Genomic DNA, 22,082 nt, shown 5'->3' with positions numbered 1-22,082 from the left:
GACCATGCCCACGCTCGCCCAGCAAGTTGCCCGTCGGCGCACCTTTGCCATCATTTCGCACCCCGACGCCGGTAAAACCACGCTCACCGAAAAGCTGCTGTACTTCTCGGGCACGATCCAGGCTGCAGGCACGGTCAAGGGCAAGAAAGGCGGCAAGTTCGCTACGTCGGACTGGATGGACATCGAAAAGCAGCGCGGCATTTCGGTCGCCTCGTCGGTGATGCAGTTCGATTACCGTGACCACGTCGTCAACCTGCTCGACACTCCGGGTCACCAGGATTTCTCCGAAGACACCTACCGCGTTCTGACCGCCGTCGACTCGGCACTGATGGTCATCGACGCCGCCAAGGGTGTCGAGGAACAGACCATCAAGCTCCTGAACGTCTGCCGCCTGCGCAATACGCCGATCGTCACGTTCATGAACAAGTACGACCGCGAAGTGCGCGACAGCCTCGAACTGCTGGACGAAGTCGAATCGGTGCTGCAGATCCGCTGCGCCCCGGTGACGTGGCCGATCGGCATGGGCAAGACCTTCCGTGGCGTGTATCACATCCTGAAAGACGAAGTGATCATCTTCACGCCGGGCCAGGGCCCGCTCGATGAAGTCGAGATCATTCAGGGCCTCGACAACCCGCGACTGGACGAACTGTTCCCGCTCGAAATCGAGAACACCCGGATGGAAATGGAACTGGTGCGTGGCGCCAGCCATCCGTTCGTGCTGGACGAATTCCTCGCCGGCACGCTGACGCCGGTCTTTTTCGGCTCAGCGATCAACAACTTCGGCGTGCGAGAAATCCTCAACGCACTGGTCGACTGGGCGCCGCCGCCGGGCTCGCGCGACGCCACCGCGCGCAGCGTCGATCCGACCGAAGAAAAATTCTCCGCCTTCGTCTTCAAGATCCAGGCAAACATGGACCCGAAGCACCGCGACCGGATCGCGTTCCTGCGCGTCTGCTCGGGCGAGTTCTCGCGCGGCATGAAGTTCAAGCACCTGCGCCTTGGCCGCGACATCGCCGCCAACTCGGTGGTGACCTTCATGGCGCAGGGCCGCGAACAGGTCGAGGAAGCGTACGCCGGCGACATCATCGGCCTGCCGAACCACGGCAACATCCAGATCGGCGATTCGTTCTCCGAAGGCGAAGCGCTATCGTTCACCGGCATTCCGTACTTCGCGCCGGAACTGTTCCGCATCGTCCGGATCAAGAACCCGCTGAAACTGAAGCAGCTGCAAAAAGGCCTGCAACAGCTCGGAGAGGAAGGTGCAGTGCAGGTGTTCAAGCCGCTGAACGGTTCGGACCTGATCCTCGGTGCCGTTGGCGTACTGCAGTTCGAAGTCGTCGCGTCGCGCCTGTTGAACGAGTATGGCGTCGAGGCGATCTTCGAACCGACGACGATCTATACCGCGCGCTGGGTCAGTTGCGAGAACGCCAAGAAACTGACCGATTTCGAGAACAGCCTAGGCAACAATCTTGCGCGCGATGCGGCCGACAGCCTCGCCTACCTGGCGACAAGCCGCGTCAATCTGTCGCTGACGCAGGAACGCTGGCCCGACATCGTTTTCCACGCGACCCGCGAACACGCTGTCACGCTGTAAGCCCCCGCATCACACAACAACGGGCCGACATTGTCGGCCCGTTTTCTTTGGGCACCACCCGGAGGCACGGCCACCCGATAACGCGCGTCCGGATGGCAATATCTGCTAGTTATAAAGGTGGTATCGCGCTCAAATGGCAACGCATCCCCAACTGGGAAAACATACAGCAGTTGCGCATGACATACTTTCACCCGCGGACACCCGTGCGCGTTTTCCCGCAAAACGGGTTGATCTTGATCAATACCAATGCACTTTCTCCACCCCACAATGAGCGTGCTTTTTTGCAGAGCACGAAATAGGTCAACGGAGTAGTCTTAATTCATCGGAAGCGCCCCACCCTGCGACGATCCGCGGGCCCGGTGATTCCACCGCCACTGTTTTACTGATCGTTGAACAGATTCATCGAAAGGAGCATCACCATGAACGCACCGGAAACCAACCTGCAGATCAATGCTTGGCGTGGCTTCAAAGAGGGTGAGTGGCAGAAGAAGGTCGCCGTTCGCGACTTCATCCAGCTCAACTACACCCCGTACGAAGGCGACGACAGCTTCATCGCCGGCCCGACCGAGCGCACCAACAAGGTCTGGGAAAAGTTGTCCGAAATGCTGAAGGCCGAACGCGCCGCTCCGGGCCAGGTGCTCGACGTTGCAGCCGACCGCGGCACCGGCATCACCGCTTTCGGCCCGGGCTACATCGACAAGGATCTTGAAAAGATCGTCGGCGTTCAGACCGATGCACCGCTCAAGCGCGCCATTTTCCCGAACACGGGCCTGCGCATGGTGCAAAGCTCGCTGGAAGAAATCGGCCGTGAGCTGGACCCGAAGATCGAAGAGGTCTTCCACAAGTATCGCAAGGACCACAACTCGGGTGTGTTCGACATCTACAACCCGCTGATCCGCGCCTGCCGCTCGTCCGGCGTGATCACCGGTCTGCCGGATGCCTACGGTCGCGGCCGCATCATCGGTGACTACCGTCGCGTCGCGCTCTACGGCATCGACCAGCTGATCGAATTCAAGAAAGCCGAAAAAGCCGAAACCGACGACTTCGACTTCACCGAAGACACCATCCGCCTGCGCGAAGAACTGTCGGAACAGATCCGCGCACTGGGCGAACTGAAGGAAATGGCCGCAAGCTACGGCTTCGACATCGGCAAGCCGGCCGCTACCGCCCAGGAAGCCATCCAGTGGACCTACTTCGGCTACCTCGCCGCGATCAAGGAACAGAACGGCGCCGCCATGTCGATCGGCCGGATCTCGACCTTCCTCGACATCTACATCGAGCGTGACCAGAAAGAAGGCAAGATCACCGAAGCCGAAGCCCAGGAATTCATCGACGACCTGGTCATCAAGCTGCGTATCGTCCGCTTCCTGCGCACCGAGGAATACAACAGCCTGTATTCGGGCGACCCGACCTGGGTGACCGAATCGATCGGCGGCATGGGCAAGGACGGCCGTACGCTGGTATCGAAGAACAGCTTCCGCTTCCTGAACACGCTGTTCAACCTCGGCCCGGCACCGGAACCGAACCTGACCGTGCTGTGGTCGCCGGCGCTGCCGCAGGGCTTCAAGAACTTCTGCGCCAAGGTCTCGATCGAAACCAGCTCGATCCAGTACGAGTCGGACGAACAGATGCGCCCGCACTGGGGCGACGACTACGCGATCGCCTGCTGCGTCTCGGCCATGGAAGTCGGCAAGCAGATGCAGTTCTTCGGAGCCCGCTGTAACCTGGCCAAGGCCATGTTGTACGCCATCAACGGTGGTGTCGACGAAAAGACCGGCAAGAAGGTCGTGCCGAACTTCGAGCCGATCACGTCCGAATACCTCGACTACGACGAAGTCATGGCCAAGTACGACAAGATGCTCGACTGGCTGGCCAAGACCTACGTCAAGGCCCTGAACGCGATCCACTACATGCACGACAAGTACTCGTACGAGCGGATCGAAATGGCGCTGCACGATCGCGACATCCTGCGCACCATGGCTTGCGGTATCGCGGGCCTGTCGGTGGCTGCCGACTCGCTGTCGGCCATCAAGTACGCCAAGGTCAAGACCATCCGCAACGAAGCCGGCGTGGCCGTCGACTTCGAGATCGAGGGCGAATACCCGGCCTTCGGCAACAACGATGACCGCGTTGACGAAATCGCCGTGTACCTGACCGAATCGTTCATGAACAAGGTCAAGAGCCACAAGATGTACCGCAACGCGCTGCCGACCCAGTCGATCCTGACCATCACGTCGAACGTCGTGTACGGCAAGAAGACCGGCAACACCCCGGACGGCCGCCGTGCAGGTGCACCGTTCGCACCGGGTGCCAACCCGATGAACGGCCGCGACACTTCGGGTTTCGTTGCTGCCGGTGCATCGGTCGCCAAGCTGCCGTACGAAGCAGCACTGGACGGCATCTCGTGGACCGCTTCGGCAACGCCGGATGCACTGGGTCACTCGCTGGCCGATCGCGTCAACAACCTGACTGCCTGCCTTGATGGCTTCTGCAACGCCACCGGCTTCCATATCAACGTCAACGTGCTCAACCGCGACACGCTGCTCGATGCGATGGATCACCCGGAGAAGTACCCGCAGCTGACCATCCGCGTCTCGGGTTACGCCGTCAACTTCATCAAGCTGACACGCGAGCAGCAGCTGGACGTGATCAACCGCACCTTCCACGTGAAGTGCTGATCTGATAAGAAGAAACAGGGGTGGGCCCGCCCTGCCCCCGCAGCAAACAGGGCGGCCTCGGGGCCGCCCTTTTGTCACTGGAGACACGCAATGAGCATCGAGATCGTAGAAGTACAGAGGCCGCTCGGCGAGATCGTGCCGGCCATGGTCGACGAGAACGGCAAGATGTGCGGTTTCGTCCATTCGTTCGAAACCGGTGCCGCGGTCGATGGCCCCGGCATGCGCTTCGTCGTGTTCGTGTCGGGCTGTCAGTTCAGGTGCCTGTATTGCCACAATCCGGACACCTGGAAGCTGCACAACGGCAAGCAGAAGACGGTCGACGAGGTCGTCGCCGAAATCGGCAAGTACGCGGCCTTCCTGAAAATGACCGGCGGGCTGACCATCTCCGGCGGCGAACCGCTGATGCAGGCGCATTTCGTCGGCGAGATCTTCTACCGGGTCAAGCAGCAGTACGGCCTGCACACTGCGCTCGACACCCAGGGCTTCCTCGCGGCGCATCTGGACGACAGCTGGTTCGACAACGTCGACCTGATCCTGCTCGACATCAAGCAGTTCAACCCCGAGCGCTACGAAAAACTGACCGGCAAACCGCTGCAACCGACGCTGGACTTCGCGCGCCGGCTGCAGAAGATGGGCAAGAAGATCTGGCTGCGCTACGTGCTGGTCCCCGGCTGGTCGGACGATTTCGACGATGTAGAGGGGCTGGCAGAGTTCGTCCAGTCACTCGGCAGCATCGTCGAGCGCGTCGAAGTCCTGCCGTTCCACAAGATGGGCGAGCACAAGTGGGAAGAACTCGGCATGAAGTACGAGCTGGGCGACGTCGAGCCACCAAGCACCGAAGTCACCGAACGCGTCCGTGACCAGTTCCGCGCCCGCGGACTGAACACCTACTGAACAACGGGGCCGTCGGCCCCGTTTTCTATTTCGGATACATGTAGCCGCGCGACATCGGTGTCGGGTTCAATCCCGCCGTTCCGGCCCGGCAGCCGAGCAACTGATAGATCGACACCCAGTCGTTGGCGAATGCCCACGCACAGCCGGCAAGGTAGACCCGCCAGATCCGGTAGTGCTTGTCGTCGACCATCGTGCGGATCCGGCTGCCGTTCGCCTCGAAACGATCGGTCCAGAGTTCGAGCGTTCTGGCGTAGTGGCGCCGCAGTGATTCGACATCGAGCACCTCGAGCCCGGCGGCCGACATCTCCTTGACCGCCAGGGCCAGGTGGGGCAATTCACCATTCGGAAACACGTAGCGATCGATGAAATCGCTGCCGCCAAAGTAGGCACCGCTGCCGTTGTTGACGTCGGTGGTCGTGATGCCGTGGTTCAGCACCAGCCCGCCATCGCGCAACAGGCTGTTTACTTTGGCAAAGTAACCGGCAAGGTTGGCCAGCCCGACGTGCTCGAACATGCCCACGCTGGTGATCTTGTCGTAGGTACCGGTCACGTCGCGATAGTCGCACAGCAGCACCTTGCAACGGTCCTGCACGCCTGCATCCCGGATGCGCTGCCGCGCGCGTTCGTACTGGTTTTCCGACAAGGTGATACCGGTCGCATGCGCCCCGAATTGCGTCGCGGCGCGCAGGATCAACGCCCCCCAGCCACAGCCGATATCGAGCAACTGCTCGCCCGGGCGAAGCATGACCTTGGTCAGGATGTGGTCGAGCTTCTTGACCTGCGCATCGGCCAGTGTTTCGTCACCCCGCTCGAAATAGGCACACGAATACACCATCTGCTCGTCGAGCCAGAGGCGATAAAACTCGTCGGACACGTCGTAGTGATACTGGATCGACTCGGAATCGAGCGTACGCGAATGATGTGCATTGCGTGCCGCCAGCCGTCCCCAGAGCTTGTTGCCCGAGACCAGCCGCCCAGCCAGCGCCACCGCCACTTCGAATACGCTCAGCAGCGGGCCGTCGATATCGACCTGCCCCTCGACATAGGCTTCGCCAAGACTGGCCAGACTGGGCTTGCGGAAGTAGCTCACCGCTTGCGGGCCCGGCAGCGTGATCGTCACCGTCGGTGATGCCGAAAACCGGTAGTCGCGCCCGTTCCACAGGCGGATCTGCAAGGGCAGCTCGCCATACGAGCGAATCTGCCCGGCCCATCGGTCAAACTGATCAAGTCCGAACTGCCCCAATTTGTCGATCAGCATGCATGCACTCCCCGGCCGCGATCAGCCAATACCACACTTCGAACAGCCCCTTGATTTCAGGACGGTTTTTCTCCACCCGCACCGCAAGGCCACCACGAGGAAACCGACTAATCACGCCGGGGAAAGCCGCGGCACTGTGCTAAAATTCGCGCCTCTTTCCCTTGGCTTGGGCCATGTACGAACTCCTGATCGGCCTGCGCTACACGCGGGCCAAACGCCGTAACGGCTTCATTTCGTTCATCTCGCTGGTTTCCATTCTCGGCATCACGCTCGGCGTCGCGGCACTGATCATCGTGCTCTCGGTGATGAACGGTTTTCAGGAAGAGGTCCGGGACCGGATTCTCGGCATGGCCGCGCACGTGCAGATCACCGGCACCGACAACCGGCTGCCCGAATGGCACAAGGTTGCGGCCGACGCCAAGCAGAACCCCCACGTCAAATCCAGTGCTCCCTATGTGCTCGGCCAGGGCCTGCTGGCGAACGGCAGCCAGGTCAAGGGCACGATCATCCGTGGCATCGATCCGGCGCTGGAGCCGACGGTCAGCGACGCCGCGAGCAAGATGCTCGCCGGTCAGTTGAGCGACCTGCAGGACGGCCAGTTCAACATCGTGCTCGGCTGGCAGCTCGCCGCCGAACTGGGCGTACGCGCCGGCGACAAGATCACCCTGATCACGCCGCAAGGCCAGGTCACGCCGGCCGGGCTGATTCCGCGCTTCCGCCAGTTCCTCGTCGTTGGCGTATTCCGCGCCGACTACTACCCGTACGACGCCGGCCTCGCCTTCATCCACATCGGCGACGCACAGAAGCTGTTCCGCACCGGTGACGACGTCAGCGGCCTGCGCCTGAAACTCGACGACCTGTTCAACGCCCGCAGCGTCGCCCGCGATCTTGGCCGGAACATGCCGTCGCTGCTGGTCAGCGACTGGTCGCAGGAAAACCCGACCTATTTCCGCGCAGTCGAGATCGAGAAGCGGATGATGTTCATCATCCTGACACTGATCGTCGCCGTCGCCGCGTTCAATCTCGTATCGACCCTCGTGATGGTGGTCACCGACAAGCAGGCCGACATCGCCATCCTGCGCACGCTGGGGGCATCCCCGGGGTCGATCATGAAGATCTTCGTCATCCAGGGCGCCATTTCCGGCTTCTTCGGTACGCTGTGCGGCGTGCTTGGCGGCGTACTGGTCGCCAGCAACCTCGACGTCATCATTCCGACAATCGAGCGCGTCATCGGCACCCGCATCCTCTCGCCCGACGTCTACCTGATCACCGAGCTGCCATCGAAAATCATCCCGAGCGATGTCACGACGATTGCGGTGATTTCGCTGGTGCTGGCGCTGGCCGCAACGCTGTACCCGAGCTGGCGCGCCAGCCGCATCAACCCGGCGGAGGCATTGCGCTATGAGTAAGCCCATCCTGAGCGCACAGGGCCTGATCAAGCACTACCGTGGCGGCAAGCTCGACACACCGGTGCTCGAAGGCGTCGACTTCAGCCTTGAGGCCGGCGATACCGCCGCCATCGTCGGCGCTTCCGGCTCGGGCAAATCGACGCTGCTGCATTGCCTTGGCGGTCTCGATACGCCGAGTGGCGGCAGCGTGCGCATCGGCGACACCGACCCGTTTGCACTGAACGAAGCCGCGCGCGGCGAGCTGCGCAACCGCAAGCTGGGTTTCGTCTACCAGTTCCACCACCTGCTGGCCGAATTTTCCGCAGAGGAAAACGTCGCCATGCCGTTGCTGATCCGTCGTGAACCGAAGGACACCGCCTTCGCAGCGGCACGCGAGATGCTCAAGCGTGTCGGGTTGGGCCACCGGCTGCACCACAAGCCGGGCGAGCTGTCCGGCGGCGAGCGCCAGCGCGCCGCCATCGCCCGCGCACTGGTCAACCAGCCCGCCTGCGTGCTGGCCGACGAACCGACCGGCAACCTCGATCGCGGCACCGCAGAGTCGGTGTTTGCACTGATGCTCGAACTCAACCGCGATCTGCAGACGAGCTTCGTCATCGTCACCCACGACCCGTCGCTCGCCCAGCGCTGCCGGCTGCAATACCATCTCGCCGACGGCCGGCTCGGACCGCTGCAGGCCTGACCGTGCTGCGCATACGCCGCACCGACCGCCTGGGGCTGATTGCCGGACTGACCTCGATCGTGCTGGCGCTGCTGCTGACGCTGGTGGCCTACGCCAATCACGGCCGCGCGTTCACGCTCGACAACTACCACTGGTTGCGCTCGATGGTCTGGCTGCTGTTCGTCATCCAGATCGGCGCGCTAATGTCGAGCATCGCCAAGGACCGGCTGAGCAGCCTCCCGGCACTGGTCCGGCTCTATGGCGGGCTGGTCTTCCAGTTCGCGCTGATCTATTACGCGCTGGTGCTGTTCGACTTCGACAACAACGCCTTTGTCGGCATCCACAACCTGCACACTTACAAGCCCGACACCCCGCTCGCCTTCTTCACCGGCGCGCTGAAGACCTTTCTGGACTGCCTGCACTTCAGCATCGTCACCTCGGCCACCGTCGGCTATGGCGACATCTACCCGCGCGACTGGCTGGCGCGCCTGCTGACCGATCTGCACATCCTGTCCGCCACCGGCATTGCGGTGGTCGGCTTCGGCCGCTATTTCGCCGGACACGGCAAGCCGTCGCACGACGACCCGCGCTGACCATGCGCATCTTCCGGACAGACCGGTTTCCACTGCCGCTGCCACCGGGGCATCGTTTCCCGGCCGAGAAATACCGCCTGATGTACGAAGCGGTTGCAGACGCGCCGGGGGCAGAATTCGTCGAAGCACCGCGCGCCGACAATGACGAACTGGGCTGCGCGCACACCACCGACTACCTGCACAAACTCGATACCGGCACCCTCAGCCGTGCGGAAGAGCGCGCCATCGGCCTGCCCTGGTCGGTCGAACTGGTCGAACGCTCGCGCCGCTCGACCGGCGCAACGATTGCTGCCTGCCGCGCCGCACTCGAGGACGGCATGGCCGCCAGCCTTGCCGGTGGCACGCACCACGCCTACGCCGAACGTGGCAGCGGGTTCTGCGTATTCAACGACAGCGCCGTGGCGCTCCGCTTGCTGCAGCGTGAGCAGCTCATCCAGCGCGCACTGGTCATCGATCTCGACGTCCATCAGGGCAACGGCACGGCAGCCATGCTTTCCGGCGCCCCTGCGCTTTACACTTTCTCGATGCACGGCGCCGGCAACTTCCCCTTCCAGAAGGAAGTCAGCGACCACGATGTCGAGCTGCCGGATGACTGCGGGGACGATGCCTATCTCGATTGCCTGATGCATGAACTGCCCAGCCTGTTCGCCGCCAGCTGGCCCGATCTGGTGATCTACCTGTCCGGCGCCGATGCCTATCAGGGCGACCGGCTTGGCCGGCTGGCGCTGTCGCGCACGGGTCTGGCGACACGCGATGCGATGGTGCTCGACAGCTGCAGTCGTTACGGTGTTCCGGTCGCGGTCACCATGGGTGGCGGCTATGCGGTTCCGATCGAGGATACCGTTGCCATCCACGCAGCAACGATCACCGCTGCACTGGCCCGCGCACGCTGAACTACCCGGCTCAGCTCAGCCAGTAGACCAGCCGCTGACTCCAGGTCAGCGACTGCCACCAGTCCTCGCCCAGTGCAAGGATCGCCAGCCCGCGATCCGAAAGAAACCACGCCCTGACGCCATTGGGCCAGTCCTGCGCTGCAATCCAGCCGTTGCGGCGGAAATAGCCGAGCCATAGCGCCGCCTCTGCGCCATAGCCGTCGAGGTAGGTCGTGATGGCCAGCGGTCCCGCCTCGAGAATCGGGTAGCCAAGGCGCATGCGGCGCATGACGCCCAGCGCCCGGCGCGGCCGTGGAATGCGGTTCATCAGATGGGCCGGTGATGAAAATTCCATTTTTCATCAATACCTTACATTTTCACTACGCCATATTGGCGAGTGTGAATATCACCGGTTTAGCACCAAAGGCGAACGGCGCGGTCCACCTTCAGGGCTTTGTGCAGCCAGCCGGCCGGAACGCAATGAATGCGTCGGAACATTTCCCCCGTTGAAAGTACGCGCAGAAAGCATTGCCCGTGCGCATTTCTGCCTGCGCAAGGCCTTGGAAAAAACGTCGTATGTCTTTGTGAAATAAGGATTTTTCATGAAAAATTGGGCTGGCAAAACCTGATTGACACTGATAACTTCCGTCCTGACCCTGAAATCCGAACACCGTCAGAAAACGATGTCGAACACACAACAACACCCTCCTCACCTGCCGCTGCTGTGGCTCGCCGCAGCGATCGCCGGCCCCGTATCGCTCACCGTGACCGCCTATGGCGTTGCCGAGTACGGCCCGCAGGAAACCGTGCAGGTGCATCCCGTTTCGCAGAAGCTGGAAACCCCCACGCTGATCAGCCAGATCGCCACCACGCCGCTGCGGCAGGATGAAGTCATCCGCAACGGCGACACGCTGGCCCGGATGCTCAGCCGCCTCGGCGTCAATGACCCGGCGGCACTGGCCTACCTGCGCTGGCGCGACGCGGCGCCCGCTGCACGCGGCTTTTTCGACCTGACGCCGGGCCGCAGCATCTATGCGATCACCCAGCGCGACGGCCAGTTGATCGAACTGGGTTACCTCAATGCGCAGAACGAACGACTGGTCCTGCGGCACGATGGCGACAGCTACAGCGTCAGCAGCACCCCGGTCAGCCTCACCCGATCCACGGCCTATCGCAGCGGTACGATCTCCGGTGATGCCTCGGATGCGATCAAGGCGCTCGAACTGCCGGCAAACGTACGCCAGCAGCTCGGCGCACTGTTCGGTGAAGGCCAGCTGTCCAAAGGCAGCCGTTACAGCGTCATTTACGAGACCTTCGAGGACGACGGCCAGACCGTGAGCACCGGCCGGCTGCTCGCTGCGTCGCTCAACGACGGCAAGCAGGTCCGGCGTGCTTACTGGTTCCAGCCGCAAAATCAGGCCGGCGCGTACTACAACGAGACCGGCGACAGCGCTTCGGCACGCTTTACGCGCTACCCCACGGATTTCACCCATATCTCCTCGCCGTTCGGCCTGCGCATGCACCCCGTGCTGAAGCGCCCGATTGGCCACGAAGGCGTCGACCTCGCAGCCCCGGCCGGCACCCCCGTTTACGCCGCCGGCAACGGCAAACTGGTCAAATACGGCCGCGAAGGCGCGTACGGCAACATGGCGGAAATCCGCCACGACGGCCGCTACCAGACCGTCTACGCCCATATGAGCAAGTTCGCCAGCGGCCTCAAGGCCGGCAGCACGGTCACCAAGGGCCAGCTGATCGGCTACGTTGGCAGTACCGGCCGTTCGACCGGCCCGCACCTGCACTTCGAATTCCGCATCAATGATCAACCGGTCGACCCTTTGGCAGTAAAATTGCCGGCCGACGCGGCGCTGGGCAAAAACTGGCTTGCCGCATTCAAACAACACACCACCCCGTTGGGTGAACAGCTGGCACTGCTGGACGGTTCGAGACTGGCCAGCATCCGCTAACGAGGCAGCATGGCGCACCCGCAACTGTTGATCGGCCTGATGACAGGCACCAGCCTGGATGGCATTGATGCCGTTCTCGTCGATCTCTCGGGTGCGCAACCCGCATTGCTTGCCGCGCAGGGCACCGCGCTGCCGGCGTCATTGCGGCACGACCTGCTGACACTGCAGGCCGCGTCACCGGATGAAATCGATCTGGCCTGGCGCGCCGGCAACAGCCTCTCCGACTGCTATGCCGACTCGGTCGCTGCACTGCTGGAACAGGCCGGCGTCGCCGCGGCCGACATCGTTGCCATCGGCAATCACGGCCAGACCATCCGCCATCGCCCCGAACGCGGCTACACGATCCAGCTCGGCAACCATGCCCGGCTGGCCGAGCGCAGCGGCATCACCGTCGTCGGCGATTTCCGCTCGCGCGACGTGGCCGCCGGCGGTCAGGGTGCGCCGCTGGTGCCGGCCTTCCACCACGCGATCTTTGCCGATGCGCAGCGGCACCGCGTGATCGTCAACATCGGCGGCATTGCCAACCTGACCAATCTGCCTCGCAACGGCGACGTCTCCGGCTACGACACCGGCCCCGGCAACGTGCTGATGGACCTGTGGATCCACCGCCACCGTGGCGAGCGCTACGATGCAGCAGGCGCTTGGGCGGCCAGCGGCAAGGTACTCGACGACCTGCTGGCACGGCTGCTGACCGAACCGTATCTGGCACTCGCCGCACCAAAAAGCACCGGCCGCGACCTGTTCCACGCAGACTGGCTCGACGCACAACTGGCCGGCCGCAACGACGCACCGGCCGACGTCATGGCCACGCTGACGGCCTACACCGCGCGCACGATCGCCGACGCGATCCGCACCACCGCCCCCAGCGTCGACGACGTGTTCGTCTGTGGTGGCGGCGCGCACAATCCGACCCTGCTGGCGATGCTGGGCGACGCCCTGCCCGGCGTTGGCATCGCCAGTACGGCCGCCCTCGGCGTCGATCCCGACTGGGTCGAGGCGATCGCGTTTGCCTGGCTGGCCCAGCGCTGCCTTGCCGGCGCCAGCGGCAACGTCCCCACCGTCACCGGTGCGGCCGGCCCGCGCGTGCTCGGGGCGATCTGGCCAGCCTGAACGCCACACGTCGCGCACACAGCAAGGTGTAAGTAAGCACGACGCAACCGGCAAGGATTTCACCTGCGGTCTGAGGTAGACTTGCCGCCGGATTGTCATCTACCGGACCCGCGCCGATGTCGCACCCCAACCAGTTCGATCTGTTCCGCAGCCGCCGCTTTCTGCCGCTGTTCGTCACGCAGTTTTTCGGCGCGTTCAACGACAATCTGTTCAAGAACGCACTGCTGGTGATGATCGCCTTCCACGGCCTGTCTGCCGCGGGCATGGGCGCGGCAACGCTGGTCAACGCCGCCGCCGGCATCTTCATCCTGCCGTTCTTCCTGTTCTCGGCGTTCGCCGGGCAACTGGCCGAAAAGTACGACAAGGCCATCCTGGCGCGCTGGGTCAAGATCCTCGAAATTCTCATCATGCTGGCCGCCGGTTACGGCTTCGCGACGCATCACGCTGGCGTTCTGATGGGCTGCCTGTTCATGATGGGCGTGCACTCGACGCTGTTCGGCCCGCTCAAGTACTCGATCCTGCCGCAGTATCTGAAGCCGCCGGAGCTGCTCGGCGGCAACGGCCTGATCGAGATGGGCACCTTCATCGCCATCCTGCTGGGGCAGATCGCCGGCACGCTGATCATCAGCCATCAACCGCACGGCGAAACGCTGATCATCTGGGCCTGCGTCGGCGTCGCCCTACTCGGCTGGCTCAGCAGTCGCAGCATGCCGGCTGCGCCGCCGCCGGCCGCAACGTTGCCGATCAACTGGAACGTCATCGGCGAAAGCTGGCACATCATTGCCCACGTCAAAAAGAACCGTACCGTTTTCAACAGCCTGCTCGGCATCTCGTGGTTCTGGTTCTTCGGCGCGGTCTACCTGACCCAACTGCCCGAAGTCGCCAAGACCGTATTGCACGGCGACGCACAGGTCTACACGCTGCTGATCACGCTGTTCTCGGTCGGCGTCGGCGTCGGCTCGATGCTGTGCGAACGGCTGTCGGGGCGCTCGATCGAACTCGGCCTCGTGCCGTTCGGCTCGATCGGCCTGTCACTGTTCGGCGTCGATCTGTACTTCGCGCTCGCCAGTGCACCGGCAGGCCAGTACGAGTTGACGAGTTTCATCGCCGCCGCAGGCCACTGGCGCGTGATGGCCGACATCCTGCTGCTCGGCGTATTTGGCGGCTTCTTCATCGTGCCGCTGTATGCACTGATTCAGGTGCGCTCGGAACCCGGCTTCACCTCGCGCGCCATCGCTGCCAACAACATCCTCAACGCCTTCTTCATGGTCGTCGCCGCCGGCATGAGCATCATCCTGCTCAAGGCCGGCATGTCGATCAAGGGGCTGCTGCTGACCGTCGCGCTGATGAACGTCGCCGTCGCAATCTACATCTACTCGCTGATCCCCGAATTCATGATGCGTTTTCAGGTCTGGATTCTCACCCACCTGCTGTACCGGATTCGCGCACAGGGACTGGACAACATTCCCGAAACCGGCGCCTGCGTACTGGTGTGCAATCATGTCAGTTTCATGGATGCCATGGTGCTCGCCGGCCGCGTACGCCGGCCCATCCGCTTCGTGATGGATCACCGCATTTTCAAGATTCCGGTGCTCAACTTCATTTTCCGCACCGCCGGCGCCATCCCGATCGCCCCGGTGCGCGAAGACCCGAGTCTCAAGGACAAGGCGTTCGACCGTGTCGCCGAGTACCTCGAAGCCGGTGAAGTCGTCTGCATCTTCCCGGAAGGCAAGATCACCAAGGACGGCGAGATGAACCGCTTCAAGCCCGGCATCGAGGACATCATTCGCCGCACCCCGGTGCCGGTGATTCCGATGGCGCTGCAGGGCCTGTGGGGCAGCTTCTTCAGCCGCAAGGACGGCGCCGCGATGATGAAATGGCCGCGCGGGATCTGGTCGAAGATCGGCGTCGCCGTCGGAGAACCGATTCCCGCCGAAGCCGTCACGCGTACGCTGCTGGAAACGCAGGTTGCCCAACTGCGTGGCGACTGGAAGTAAAACTCAGCCAACTGGATCGGTTCATGCCAACCGGTCACCTTAACCTTGGGAATACGTATGCCGCTCCTGAGCAAGAAGCTGACCTCTACACGGGCGGTTGAAAAGACTCTGACCTTAAGCGATGAGTTCTATCGCTATTGCGAGTTTTCGTCAGCCTCACTAGAGGGCGGCAACTTTGACGGTGTATTTGTTTCTTGCTCATTCAAAGACATCGAGTGGTACTCAGGTCTTTTCAATACCGCGATTCTGGTTGATTGCAAATTTGAGAACTGCACGTTTCTCGGAACCTCATTTTCGGGGTGCCGCATTGTCAACTGCAACTTCAAGAACTGCCGATTCTTGCAAGACAATCTCAATGCCTTCTGTTTGGCATCTCAAACGAGCCTCTATCATTGCCAATCGGAAAACTGCGAAGGGTTCAATGAGTTGTTTGAAAAGTAGCAAGGTCTCTTTGGCCCCAGCAAGAGCACCCCAACCGGCCGTGCGGCACGATCCGGCCACCCAACACCGATGGTCGGCACAACTCGACATGATCATTGCGAACTCAACGTCAGCATTCGTCGCTCGGACAGGAGAGACGCAGCAGAACGCACGATAGAAAAACCGCCGGTGGGCGGCTTTTTCTATCGTGGCAGCACATTCAACCTGCATTTGAAGAACTTGCTGTTCAGGTACTCGGTCAGGGCCTGATTGCCCTCACCCACCACCGTGCCACCCGCATCGTGGCAGCGCCAGATGAAATGCTCGTTCAGGCGGATCGTGCCATCCAGATCGGCGCTCACCAGCCAGCGGGCAAACTGCTGGCCATCGTCCGATTCCGACCACGCTTTCGACGCACAGACTTCGTCCGGCAAACCGTTCAGCACCACAGCCATCACGGCCTGATCATGGTTGGCGGCCTGTTGCCAGTAACCCTCGATGCCCGGATAGACCGTTTGCGGCGTGGTCGTCGGGTCGATGAACAGTCGGTATCCCATCTCGTTTACTCCCTTCAATCGACGGCCAGCCAGACCGTGTCGTCGCGCAGTTCGACCTTGTGGCAAGGCGTGTGGCCTTCGTCCGGCGCCTGCGCCTGACCGGTCTGCAGGCTGATCTTGAAATTGTGCAGCGGACAGGCAACGGTATCACCGTACACCAGCCCGTGCGACAGCGCGCCGCCCTTGTGCGGGCAATGATCGTCGAGCGCGAACACGCGGTTGTCGAGGGTGCGGAACAGCGCGATATCGGTCTTGCCTTCGCGCTTGACCACGCGGGCGCCCTGCGCCGGAATGTCGTCGAGTTTGCAGATGGATTGCCATTGATTCTTATCGGCGCTCATGTCGGTTTTCCTTGGTCGGCCCACCGCTTGCACGGCGGGCGTCTGTCATTGTCGGTCGATCAGACGGTCAGATCGGTGAAGCGGGCTGCCGCGTCGGCACCCAGCTGCGCCTGCCACGGATCCGGCTCGCCGGCGAGCGCCAGTTGCAGCCGTGCCCACAGTGCCTTGCGATTGGTCGCGTCCTCAAGCACTTTGGACTTGATGTAGTCGAGGCCGACACGTCCCATGTAGTGCACGGTGCGCTCGAGGTAATACGCCTCCTCACGGTACAGCTGCAACACCGCACCCGAGTACTCGAGCACCTCTTCTTCGGTCTTCACCTTGGTGAAGAACTCGGCCACCTCGGTCTTGATGCCGCCGTTGCCACCGATGTAGATTTCCCAGCCCGAATCGACGGCGATGATGCCAACGTCCTTGATCCCGGCCTCGGCGCAGTTGCGCGGGCAACCCGAGACAGCAAGCTTGACCTTGTGCGGCGCCCACATCCGGTCAAAGGCCTTTTCCAGCGCAATGCCCATGCCGGTCGAATCCTGGGTGCCGAAGCGGCAGAACTGCTTGCCGACGCAGGTCTTCACCGTGCGCAGGCCCTTGGCGTAGCCCATGCCGCACGGCATGTCGAGATCGCGCCACATCTGCGGCAGGTCCTCTTTCTTCACACCGAGCAGGTCGAGGCGCTGACCACCGGTGACCTTGACCATCTTGACGTTGAACTTGTCGGCCACGTCGGCAATCTTGCGCAGCTCGGCCGGGCTGGTCACCCCGCCCCACATGCGCGGAATCACGCTGAAGGTGCTGTCCTTTTGCACGTTGGCATGCACGCGCTCGTTCACCAGACGCGCCTGCGGATCATCCTTCGCCTCGCCCGGCCAGGTCGAGATCAGGTAGTAGTTCAGTGCCGGGCGGCAGGTCGGGCAGCCGTCCGGGGTTTTCCAGTGCAGCGCCTTCATCGTGTCGGCCAGCGTCACCAGATGCTGCTCGCGGATCGCTTCGCGCACTTCGCCATGTGTATGGTCGGTACAGCCGCACATCGACTTGCGCTTCGGCGCATCCTGGAACGAGCTGCCGACGGTGCTCATCAGCACCTGCTCGACCAGACCGGTACACGAGCCGCACGAGGCGCCGGCCTTGGTGTGCTTCTTGACGTCGTCGACGGTGAACAGGCCCTTTTCCTTGATCGCCTTGACCAGCACACCCTTGGTGATGCCATTGCAGCCGCAGATTTCGGCATCGTCCGGCAGCGCCGCTGCACGGCTGGCACCCGAGGTGCCGTGGTCGCCCAGATCGCGCGGCGGCCCGAACAGCAGCTGGCTGCGCAGGTCGGCCAGATCACGCTCCTGCCGCAGCAACTGGAAGTACCACGCGCCGTCGCTGGTGTCGCCATACAGACAGGCGCCGACGAGCTTGTTGTCGCGCACGATCAGCCGCTTGTAGACGCCGCCGGCCGGATCGGAGAGCACGATCTCGTCACAGTTCTCGCCGCCCATGAATTCGCCGGCGCTGAACAGATCAATGCCGGTCACCTTGAGCTTGGTCGACGTCGTCGTACCGGTGTAGCGCTGCTTGCCGCAGCCGCCGAGCTGGTTGCCCAGCACCTTGGCCATTTCGAACAGTGGCGCCACCAGCCCGTAGGACACGCCACGGTGGTTCACGCACTCGCCAACGGCGTAGATGTGCTCGTCGCTGGTGGCCAGCTTGTCGTCGACGACGATGCCGTTGCTGACCTCGATGCCGGCGTCGCGCGCCAGATCGGCGTTCGGCACGATGCCGACGGCCATCACCACGAGGTCGGCCGGAATCAGCTCGCCCGATTCGAGCCGCACGCCGGTCACGTGGCCGTTCTCGCCGACGAGTGTTTGTGTCTTGGCACCCAGCTTGAGCTTCAGCCCGCGCTCGGCCAGCGACTGCTCCAGCAGGCGGCCGGCGGTTTCGTCGAGCTGGCGGTTCAGCAACCAGTCGCCGAGGTGAATCACCGTCACGTCCATGCCGCGCAGCTTCAGCCCGTGTGCGGCTTCAAGCCCCAGCAGGCCGCCACCGATGACGACCGCGTGGCGATGCAGCGCCGCGGCGACGATCATCCGTTCGGTGTCCTTGATGTCGCGGAAACCGATCACGCCGTCGAGTTCGGCACCCGGCACCGGCAGCATGAAGGGGCGCGAGCCGGTGGCGATCAGCAGCTTGTCGTAGGCGATCGCCTCGCCGGCAGCGGTATGGACTTCACGGCGCTCACGGTCGATCCGTGTTGCGGCACAGCCTTTGACCAGCCGGATGCCGTGCTCGGCATACCAGTCGAGGTCGTTGAGGATGATGTCCTTGAGCTTCTGCTCGCCGGCCAGAATCGGCGACAACTGGATGCGGTTGTAGTTGCCCCACGGTTCGTCGCCGATCACGGTGATGTCGTAGCGCTCCTTGTCGTGCTTGAGGATTTCCTCAAGCGTGCGGATTCCCGCCATGCCGTTGCCGATCAGTACCAGTCGCTGCTTTTGCATTCGTCACTCCTTGGGCTGTACACCGTCTGCGCGCGCGGTGTGATGCATTGCAGTGATGATCGCCAATTCCCAGCTTTTAGGACAGGTAAATACCGACGACGAAAACTTGATTGAAATCAACGATTTCCGCCCGACTAGTCATTTCGGATTAGTACCGCCAACGTCACCCCCCGTCCGATCGGACTAGTTGCTTCCCGCCAAATAAAAACGCCGCCTTGCGGCGACGTTTTTTTCTTGGGTAACCGGACGAATCAGCAGGGGCACTTGCCGCCGGCTGCCCGGTCGGCGCTCGGAAAACGCGCTTCGAGGCAATAGCGGTAAAAGTCCTCGCGACTCATCGGTGTCGCATCCGGATGCTGGCGGCGCATGTGGTCCACGTAGTACTCGTAGTCATGCACACCCACCATCAGGCGGCAGGTCTGCACCACCTTTTTTGCCGCATCCTTGAGCCCGGCCAGCCAGTCCGAACCGAGGCTGTAGCGCTCGAACTCGGCGCGGCTCATCGGCGTACCGGCACCGTGGCGCCGCTGGTGGTCGAGTACGTAACGCTGGTACTCGTCACCCTCCTCGGCCACCGGTGGCGCCGGCTCGCGCCGGCCGCCAGTCAGAAAGGACAGATCAAGCATTGGCAGCGGCCTCGCCCCGGAATTGGACTTCGGTTTCACGAGCGGTCGGCTGACGGCTGGCCAGCGCGCGGCGGATATTGAAGAATGCCGCCACCAGCATCACCACGGCCACGATCATGAAGAACGCGCACAGCGTGGCGTTGATCTGGTTGTTGAAGGCGATGCGCTGCATGTCCTCCACCGTCTTGGCCGGGGCGATGATCGTCCCGTTCGCCGCGGCCGCGTTGAACTTGTCGGCGACAGCGAGGAAGCCGATTTTCGGGTTGGCACTGAAAATCTTCTGCCAGCCGGCAGTCATCGACGTCACGAACAGCCAGGCCGTCGGCAGGATGGTGACCCAGGCGTAACGCTCCTTCTTCATCTTGAAGAGCACGACGGTACCGAGGATCAGCGCCATCGATGCCAGCATCTGGTTGCCGATGCCGAACAGCGGCCACAGCGTGTTGATGCCGCCAAGCGGATCAACCACGCCCTGATAGACGAAGAAACCCCAGCCCGCGACCGCAATCGTGGTACCGACCATATTGCCGAGCCAGCTGCGGCTCTTGCCCAGCGACGGGATCGCCACACCGGCCAGATCCTGCACCATGAAGCGGCAAGCACGCGTACCCGCATCCACAGCGGTCAGGATGAACAGTGCTTCGAACAGGATGGCAAAGTGGTACCAGAACGCCATCATCGCGCGGCTGTTGAAGATGTCGGTAATGATGTGGGCCATACCGACGGCGAAGGTCGGCGCGCCACCGGCACGCGACAGGATCGAGTGCTCGCCGACGTCCTTGGCGATCTGCACCAGCATCTCCGGCGTGACGACAAAACCCCAGCCGTTGATCACTTCCGATGCCGATTCGACAGTCTTGCCGATCACGGCGGCCGGCGAGTTCAGCGCGAAGTACACGCCCGGATCGATCACCGAAGCGCAGATCAGCGCCATGATGGCAACGAACGACTCCATCAGCATGCCACCGTAACCGATCAGGCGCATGTGGCTTTCGCGCTCGACCAGCTTAGGCGTCGTGCCCGACGACACCAGTGCATGGAAACCCGAAATCGAGCCGCAGGCGATGGTGATGAACAGGAACGGGAACAGGCTGCCCGAGAACACAGGGCCGGTACCGTCGACGAAGCGGGTAACGGCCGGCATCTTCAGGTCCGGCGCGGCAAACACGATGCCGATGGCCAGACCGACGATGACGCCGATCTTGAGGAAAGTCGACAGATAGTCGCGCGGTGCCAGCAGCAGCCACACCGGCAGGACCGAAGCGATGAAGCCGTAGATCACCAGCGCCCAGACAAGCTGCGTGCCGTGCAGCGTGAACATCGGGCCCCAGACCGGGCTTTGCGCGATGTCCTCGCCGTAGACGATGGCCAGCATCATCAGGACGAAGCCGATCACCGAAATCTCGCCGATGCGACCCGGGCGGATGTAGCGCATGTACACGCCCATGAACAGCGCGATCGGAATCGTCGCAGCAATAGTGAACGTACCCCACGGGCTGTCGGCCAAGGCCTTCACAACGATCAGGGCCAGCGCCGACAGGATGATGATCATCACGCCCAGCGCACCGAGCATCACCACCACACCAGCAAACGGGCCGAGTTCCTGCTTGGCCATTTCGCCGAGCGAACGGCCGTCACGACGGGTCGAGATGAACAGCACCAGGAAGTCCTGCACCGCCCCGGCGATCATCACACCGATCAGGATCCACAACGTACCGGGCAGGTAGCCCATTTGCGCCGCGAGAATCGGCCCGACCAAAGGGCCGGCGCCGGCGATTGCCGCAAAGTGATGGCCGAACAGCACCCACTTGTTGGTCGGCACGTAATCGAGGCCGTCGTTACGGCGCTCGGCCGGCGTCATCCGGCGATCATCGAGCTCGAAAAGCTTGTTGGCGATAAACGAACTGTAGAAACGGTAAGCGATGCTGTAGCAGGCGACCGCTGCCACGACCATCCATACCGCATTGACGTGCTCCCCCCGATTCAACGCCAACACCCCAAAGGCGAACGCCCCTGCGATGGCGACGGCGAGCCAGATCAGCTTTGATTTCAGCGTACTCATCCTGTCTCCGAGTCATGTTATTCATTGCAAAACGCACTGCAATGTAGTCATTTTTATGAAATTACAACAGACAAGATGATCCGCCCCTGCCGGGGCGGCACAACATAAGCAGTTTCCCTGGCTGTGCAGCGGTCAGCCCAGCTTCAAACCGATGATGCCGGCCAGAATCAGCAACACGGATGCCAGACGCAGCAGATTCATTGGTTCGTGGAACCAGACCACACCAAGCGCAACCGTACCGAGCGTGCCGATGCCAACCCAGATGGCGTACGCGCTCCCCAGCGGCAGGTGTTTCACTGCGTAGGCGAGCAGGCCCATGCTGGCCGCCAGCGTCACGACAAAAACCAGCGTTGGCAGCGGGCGCGAAAAGCCGTGCGAAGCCTTGAGCGCGAGTGCCCAGGCAACTTCGAACAGACCGGCAACGACGAGGGAAATCCAGGGAATCAGGGAGGAAGACATGGCCTTTTCCTTTTTGAAGGTCGGGGCCGTCCCCGGATGAAACAGGACAGCGCCGGGTCGTCCCGACGCTGGGTGACGCGCATCCGGCATGGAAATACCGGAAA

The 22,082-nt window shown here is 62.4% G+C and carries 19 protein-coding genes; 11 read left to right on the top strand and 8 right to left on the bottom strand.

The genetic code is table 11. The annotated features are described in order from the left end of the window. The first annotated feature begins 4 nt into the window (after positions 1-4). The 3 genes from JMJ54_RS07470 (at position 5) to pflA (ending at position 5,166) form a co-directional block, all read left to right on the top strand. On the top strand, positions 5-1,594 hold the full coding sequence (locus JMJ54_RS07470) for a peptide chain release factor 3 (protein ID WP_203537357.1): 1,590 nt from the start codon (positions 5-7) through the stop codon (positions 1,592-1,594). A 419-nt stretch (positions 1,595-2,013) separates the two neighbouring features. After that, positions 2,014-4,272 carry a formate C-acetyltransferase gene (gene pflB / locus JMJ54_RS07465; protein ID WP_203537356.1) on the top strand — a complete coding sequence of 753 codons (2,259 nt, stop codon included), beginning with the start codon at positions 2,014-2,016 and terminating at the stop codon, positions 4,270-4,272. Positions 4,273-4,362: 90 nt separating this feature from the next. Continuing rightward, positions 4,363-5,166 carry a pyruvate formate-lyase-activating protein gene (gene pflA, locus JMJ54_RS07460; protein ID WP_238999939.1) on the top strand — a complete coding sequence of 268 codons (804 nt, stop codon included), beginning with the start codon at positions 4,363-4,365 and terminating at the stop codon, positions 5,164-5,166. Positions 5,167-5,191: 25 nt separating this feature from the next. Here the strand turns inward: pflA and JMJ54_RS07455 are convergent, their stop codons facing one another. Beyond that, a complete protein-coding gene (locus JMJ54_RS07455) occupies positions 5,192-6,424 on the bottom strand; it encodes a class I SAM-dependent methyltransferase (RefSeq protein WP_203537355.1) in 1,233 nt (410 codons plus the stop codon). Positions 6,425-6,597: 173 nt separating this feature from the next. Between JMJ54_RS07455 and JMJ54_RS07450 the strand changes: the two genes are divergently transcribed. Genes JMJ54_RS07450 through JMJ54_RS07435 form a run of 4 tightly spaced genes read left to right on the top strand, consistent with a single transcriptional unit; the run spans position 6,598 to position 9,977 of the window. Next, entirely contained in the window at positions 6,598-7,833 is a 1,236-nt protein-coding gene (locus JMJ54_RS07450) for a lipoprotein-releasing ABC transporter permease subunit (protein WP_203537353.1), read from the top strand. Beyond that, a complete protein-coding gene (gene lolD / locus JMJ54_RS07445; RefSeq protein ID WP_203537351.1) occupies positions 7,826-8,512 on the top strand; it encodes a lipoprotein-releasing ABC transporter ATP-binding protein LolD in 687 nt (228 codons plus the stop codon). Before JMJ54_RS07450 ends, lolD begins: the two co-directional genes overlap by 8 nt. A 2-nt stretch (positions 8,513-8,514) precedes the next feature. Beyond that, on the top strand, positions 8,515-9,084 hold the full coding sequence (locus JMJ54_RS07440) for a potassium channel family protein (RefSeq protein ID WP_203537349.1): 570 nt from the start codon (positions 8,515-8,517) through the stop codon (positions 9,082-9,084). Between the two features lie 2 nt (positions 9,085-9,086). After that, a complete protein-coding gene (locus JMJ54_RS07435; RefSeq protein WP_203537347.1) occupies positions 9,087-9,977 on the top strand; it encodes a histone deacetylase family protein in 891 nt (296 codons plus the stop codon). A gap of 10 nt (positions 9,978-9,987) precedes the next feature. On the opposite strand, the gene JMJ54_RS07430 is transcribed toward JMJ54_RS07435, so the two are convergent. Next, a complete protein-coding gene (locus JMJ54_RS07430) occupies positions 9,988-10,284 on the bottom strand; it encodes a hypothetical protein (RefSeq protein WP_203537345.1) in 297 nt (98 codons plus the stop codon). A gap of 355 nt (positions 10,285-10,639) precedes the next feature. Between JMJ54_RS07430 and JMJ54_RS07425 the strand changes: the two genes are divergently transcribed. The 4 genes from JMJ54_RS07425 (at position 10,640) to JMJ54_RS19620 (ending at position 15,468) form a co-directional block, all read left to right on the top strand. Then, a complete protein-coding gene (locus tag JMJ54_RS07425; protein WP_203537342.1) occupies positions 10,640-11,920 on the top strand; it encodes a M23 family metallopeptidase in 1,281 nt (426 codons plus the stop codon). A gap of 9 nt (positions 11,921-11,929) precedes the next feature. Further along, a complete protein-coding gene (locus JMJ54_RS07420) occupies positions 11,930-13,030 on the top strand; it encodes an anhydro-N-acetylmuramic acid kinase (protein ID WP_203537340.1) in 1,101 nt (366 codons plus the stop codon). Positions 13,031-13,146: 116 nt separating this feature from the next. Then, on the top strand, positions 13,147-15,027 hold the full coding sequence (locus JMJ54_RS07415) for an MFS transporter (RefSeq protein ID WP_203537339.1): 1,881 nt from the start codon (positions 13,147-13,149) through the stop codon (positions 15,025-15,027). Positions 15,028-15,084: 57 nt separating this feature from the next. Then, positions 15,085-15,468: a pentapeptide repeat-containing protein gene (locus JMJ54_RS19620; RefSeq protein ID WP_203537337.1), complete on the top strand. Its 384-nt coding sequence runs from the start codon at positions 15,085-15,087 to the stop codon at positions 15,466-15,468. Between the two features lie 182 nt (positions 15,469-15,650). Here JMJ54_RS19620 and JMJ54_RS07405 read toward each other — a convergent pair whose 3' ends face one another. The 6 genes from JMJ54_RS07405 to JMJ54_RS07380 form a co-directional block, all read right to left on the bottom strand. Beyond that, a complete protein-coding gene (locus JMJ54_RS07405) occupies positions 15,651-16,004 on the bottom strand; it encodes a hypothetical protein (protein WP_203537335.1) in 354 nt (117 codons plus the stop codon). 14 nt (positions 16,005-16,018) lie between these two features. After that, a complete protein-coding gene (nirD, locus tag JMJ54_RS07400; RefSeq protein WP_189459101.1) occupies positions 16,019-16,345 on the bottom strand; it encodes a nitrite reductase small subunit NirD in 327 nt (108 codons plus the stop codon). A gap of 59 nt (positions 16,346-16,404) precedes the next feature. Then, entirely contained in the window at positions 16,405-18,831 is a 2,427-nt protein-coding gene (gene nirB, locus JMJ54_RS07395; protein WP_203537333.1) for a nitrite reductase large subunit NirB, read from the bottom strand. 251 nt (positions 18,832-19,082) lie between these two features. Next, positions 19,083-19,457, bottom strand: a complete 375-nt coding sequence (locus JMJ54_RS19165; RefSeq protein ID WP_203537331.1) for a CstA-like transporter-associated (seleno)protein — start codon at positions 19,455-19,457, stop codon at positions 19,083-19,085. Beyond that, entirely contained in the window at positions 19,450-21,519 is a 2,070-nt protein-coding gene (locus JMJ54_RS07385; protein WP_203537329.1) for a carbon starvation CstA family protein, read from the bottom strand. The genes JMJ54_RS19165 and JMJ54_RS07385 overlap by 8 nt, the downstream gene beginning before the upstream one ends. 132 nt (positions 21,520-21,651) lie before the next feature. Next, positions 21,652-21,978 (bottom strand): DMT family transporter, encoded by a 327-nt coding sequence (locus JMJ54_RS07380; RefSeq protein ID WP_238999937.1) that lies wholly within the window; start codon positions 21,976-21,978, stop codon positions 21,652-21,654. Between the last annotated feature and the right edge of the window lie 104 nt (positions 21,979-22,082).

Source organism: Jeongeupia naejangsanensis (genome assembly GCF_016865585.1).
Taxonomy (GTDB): Bacteria; Pseudomonadota; Gammaproteobacteria; order Burkholderiales; family Chitinibacteraceae; genus Jeongeupia; species Jeongeupia naejangsanensis.
This window is presented reverse-complemented; position numbering and strand designations above follow the sequence as displayed.

What these genes read in the sequence shown, in the direction of transcription:
- JMJ54_RS07470 (WP_203537357.1), top strand. Translation starts at nt 5, where the DNA reads ATGCCCACGCTCGCCCAGCAAGTTGCCCGTCGGCGCACCTTTGCCATC.
- pflB (WP_203537356.1), top strand. Translation starts at nt 2,014, where the DNA reads ATGAACGCACCGGAAACCAACCTGCAGATCAATGCTTGGCGTGGCTTC.
- pflA (WP_238999939.1), top strand. Translation starts at nt 4,363, where the DNA reads ATGAGCATCGAGATCGTAGAAGTACAGAGGCCGCTCGGCGAGATCGTG.
- JMJ54_RS07455 (WP_203537355.1), bottom strand. Translation starts at nt 6,424, where the DNA reads ATGCTGATCGACAAATTGGGGCAGTTCGGACTTGATCAGTTTGACCGA.
- JMJ54_RS07450 (WP_203537353.1), top strand. Translation starts at nt 6,598, where the DNA reads ATGTACGAACTCCTGATCGGCCTGCGCTACACGCGGGCCAAACGCCGT.
- lolD (WP_203537351.1), top strand. Translation starts at nt 7,826, where the DNA reads ATGAGTAAGCCCATCCTGAGCGCACAGGGCCTGATCAAGCACTACCGT.
- JMJ54_RS07435 (WP_203537347.1), top strand. Translation starts at nt 9,087, where the DNA reads ATGCGCATCTTCCGGACAGACCGGTTTCCACTGCCGCTGCCACCGGGG.
- JMJ54_RS07430 (WP_203537345.1), bottom strand. Translation starts at nt 10,284, where the DNA reads ATGAACCGCATTCCACGGCCGCGCCGGGCGCTGGGCGTCATGCGCCGC.
- JMJ54_RS07425 (WP_203537342.1), top strand. Translation starts at nt 10,640, where the DNA reads ATGTCGAACACACAACAACACCCTCCTCACCTGCCGCTGCTGTGGCTC.
- JMJ54_RS07420 (WP_203537340.1), top strand. Translation starts at nt 11,930, where the DNA reads ATGGCGCACCCGCAACTGTTGATCGGCCTGATGACAGGCACCAGCCTG.
- JMJ54_RS07415 (WP_203537339.1), top strand. Translation starts at nt 13,147, where the DNA reads ATGTCGCACCCCAACCAGTTCGATCTGTTCCGCAGCCGCCGCTTTCTG.
- JMJ54_RS19620 (WP_203537337.1), top strand. Translation starts at nt 15,085, where the DNA reads ATGCCGCTCCTGAGCAAGAAGCTGACCTCTACACGGGCGGTTGAAAAG.
- JMJ54_RS07405 (WP_203537335.1), bottom strand. Translation starts at nt 16,004, where the DNA reads ATGGGATACCGACTGTTCATCGACCCGACGACCACGCCGCAAACGGTC.
- nirD (WP_189459101.1), bottom strand. Translation starts at nt 16,345, where the DNA reads ATGAGCGCCGATAAGAATCAATGGCAATCCATCTGCAAACTCGACGAC.
- nirB (WP_203537333.1), bottom strand. Translation starts at nt 18,831, where the DNA reads ATGCAAAAGCAGCGACTGGTACTGATCGGCAACGGCATGGCGGGAATC.
- JMJ54_RS19165 (WP_203537331.1), bottom strand. Translation starts at nt 19,457, where the DNA reads ATGCTTGATCTGTCCTTTCTGACTGGCGGCCGGCGCGAGCCGGCGCCA.
- JMJ54_RS07385 (WP_203537329.1), bottom strand. Translation starts at nt 21,519, where the DNA reads ATGAGTACGCTGAAATCAAAGCTGATCTGGCTCGCCGTCGCCATCGCA.
- JMJ54_RS07380 (WP_238999937.1), bottom strand. Translation starts at nt 21,978, where the DNA reads ATGTCTTCCTCCCTGATTCCCTGGATTTCCCTCGTCGTTGCCGGTCTG.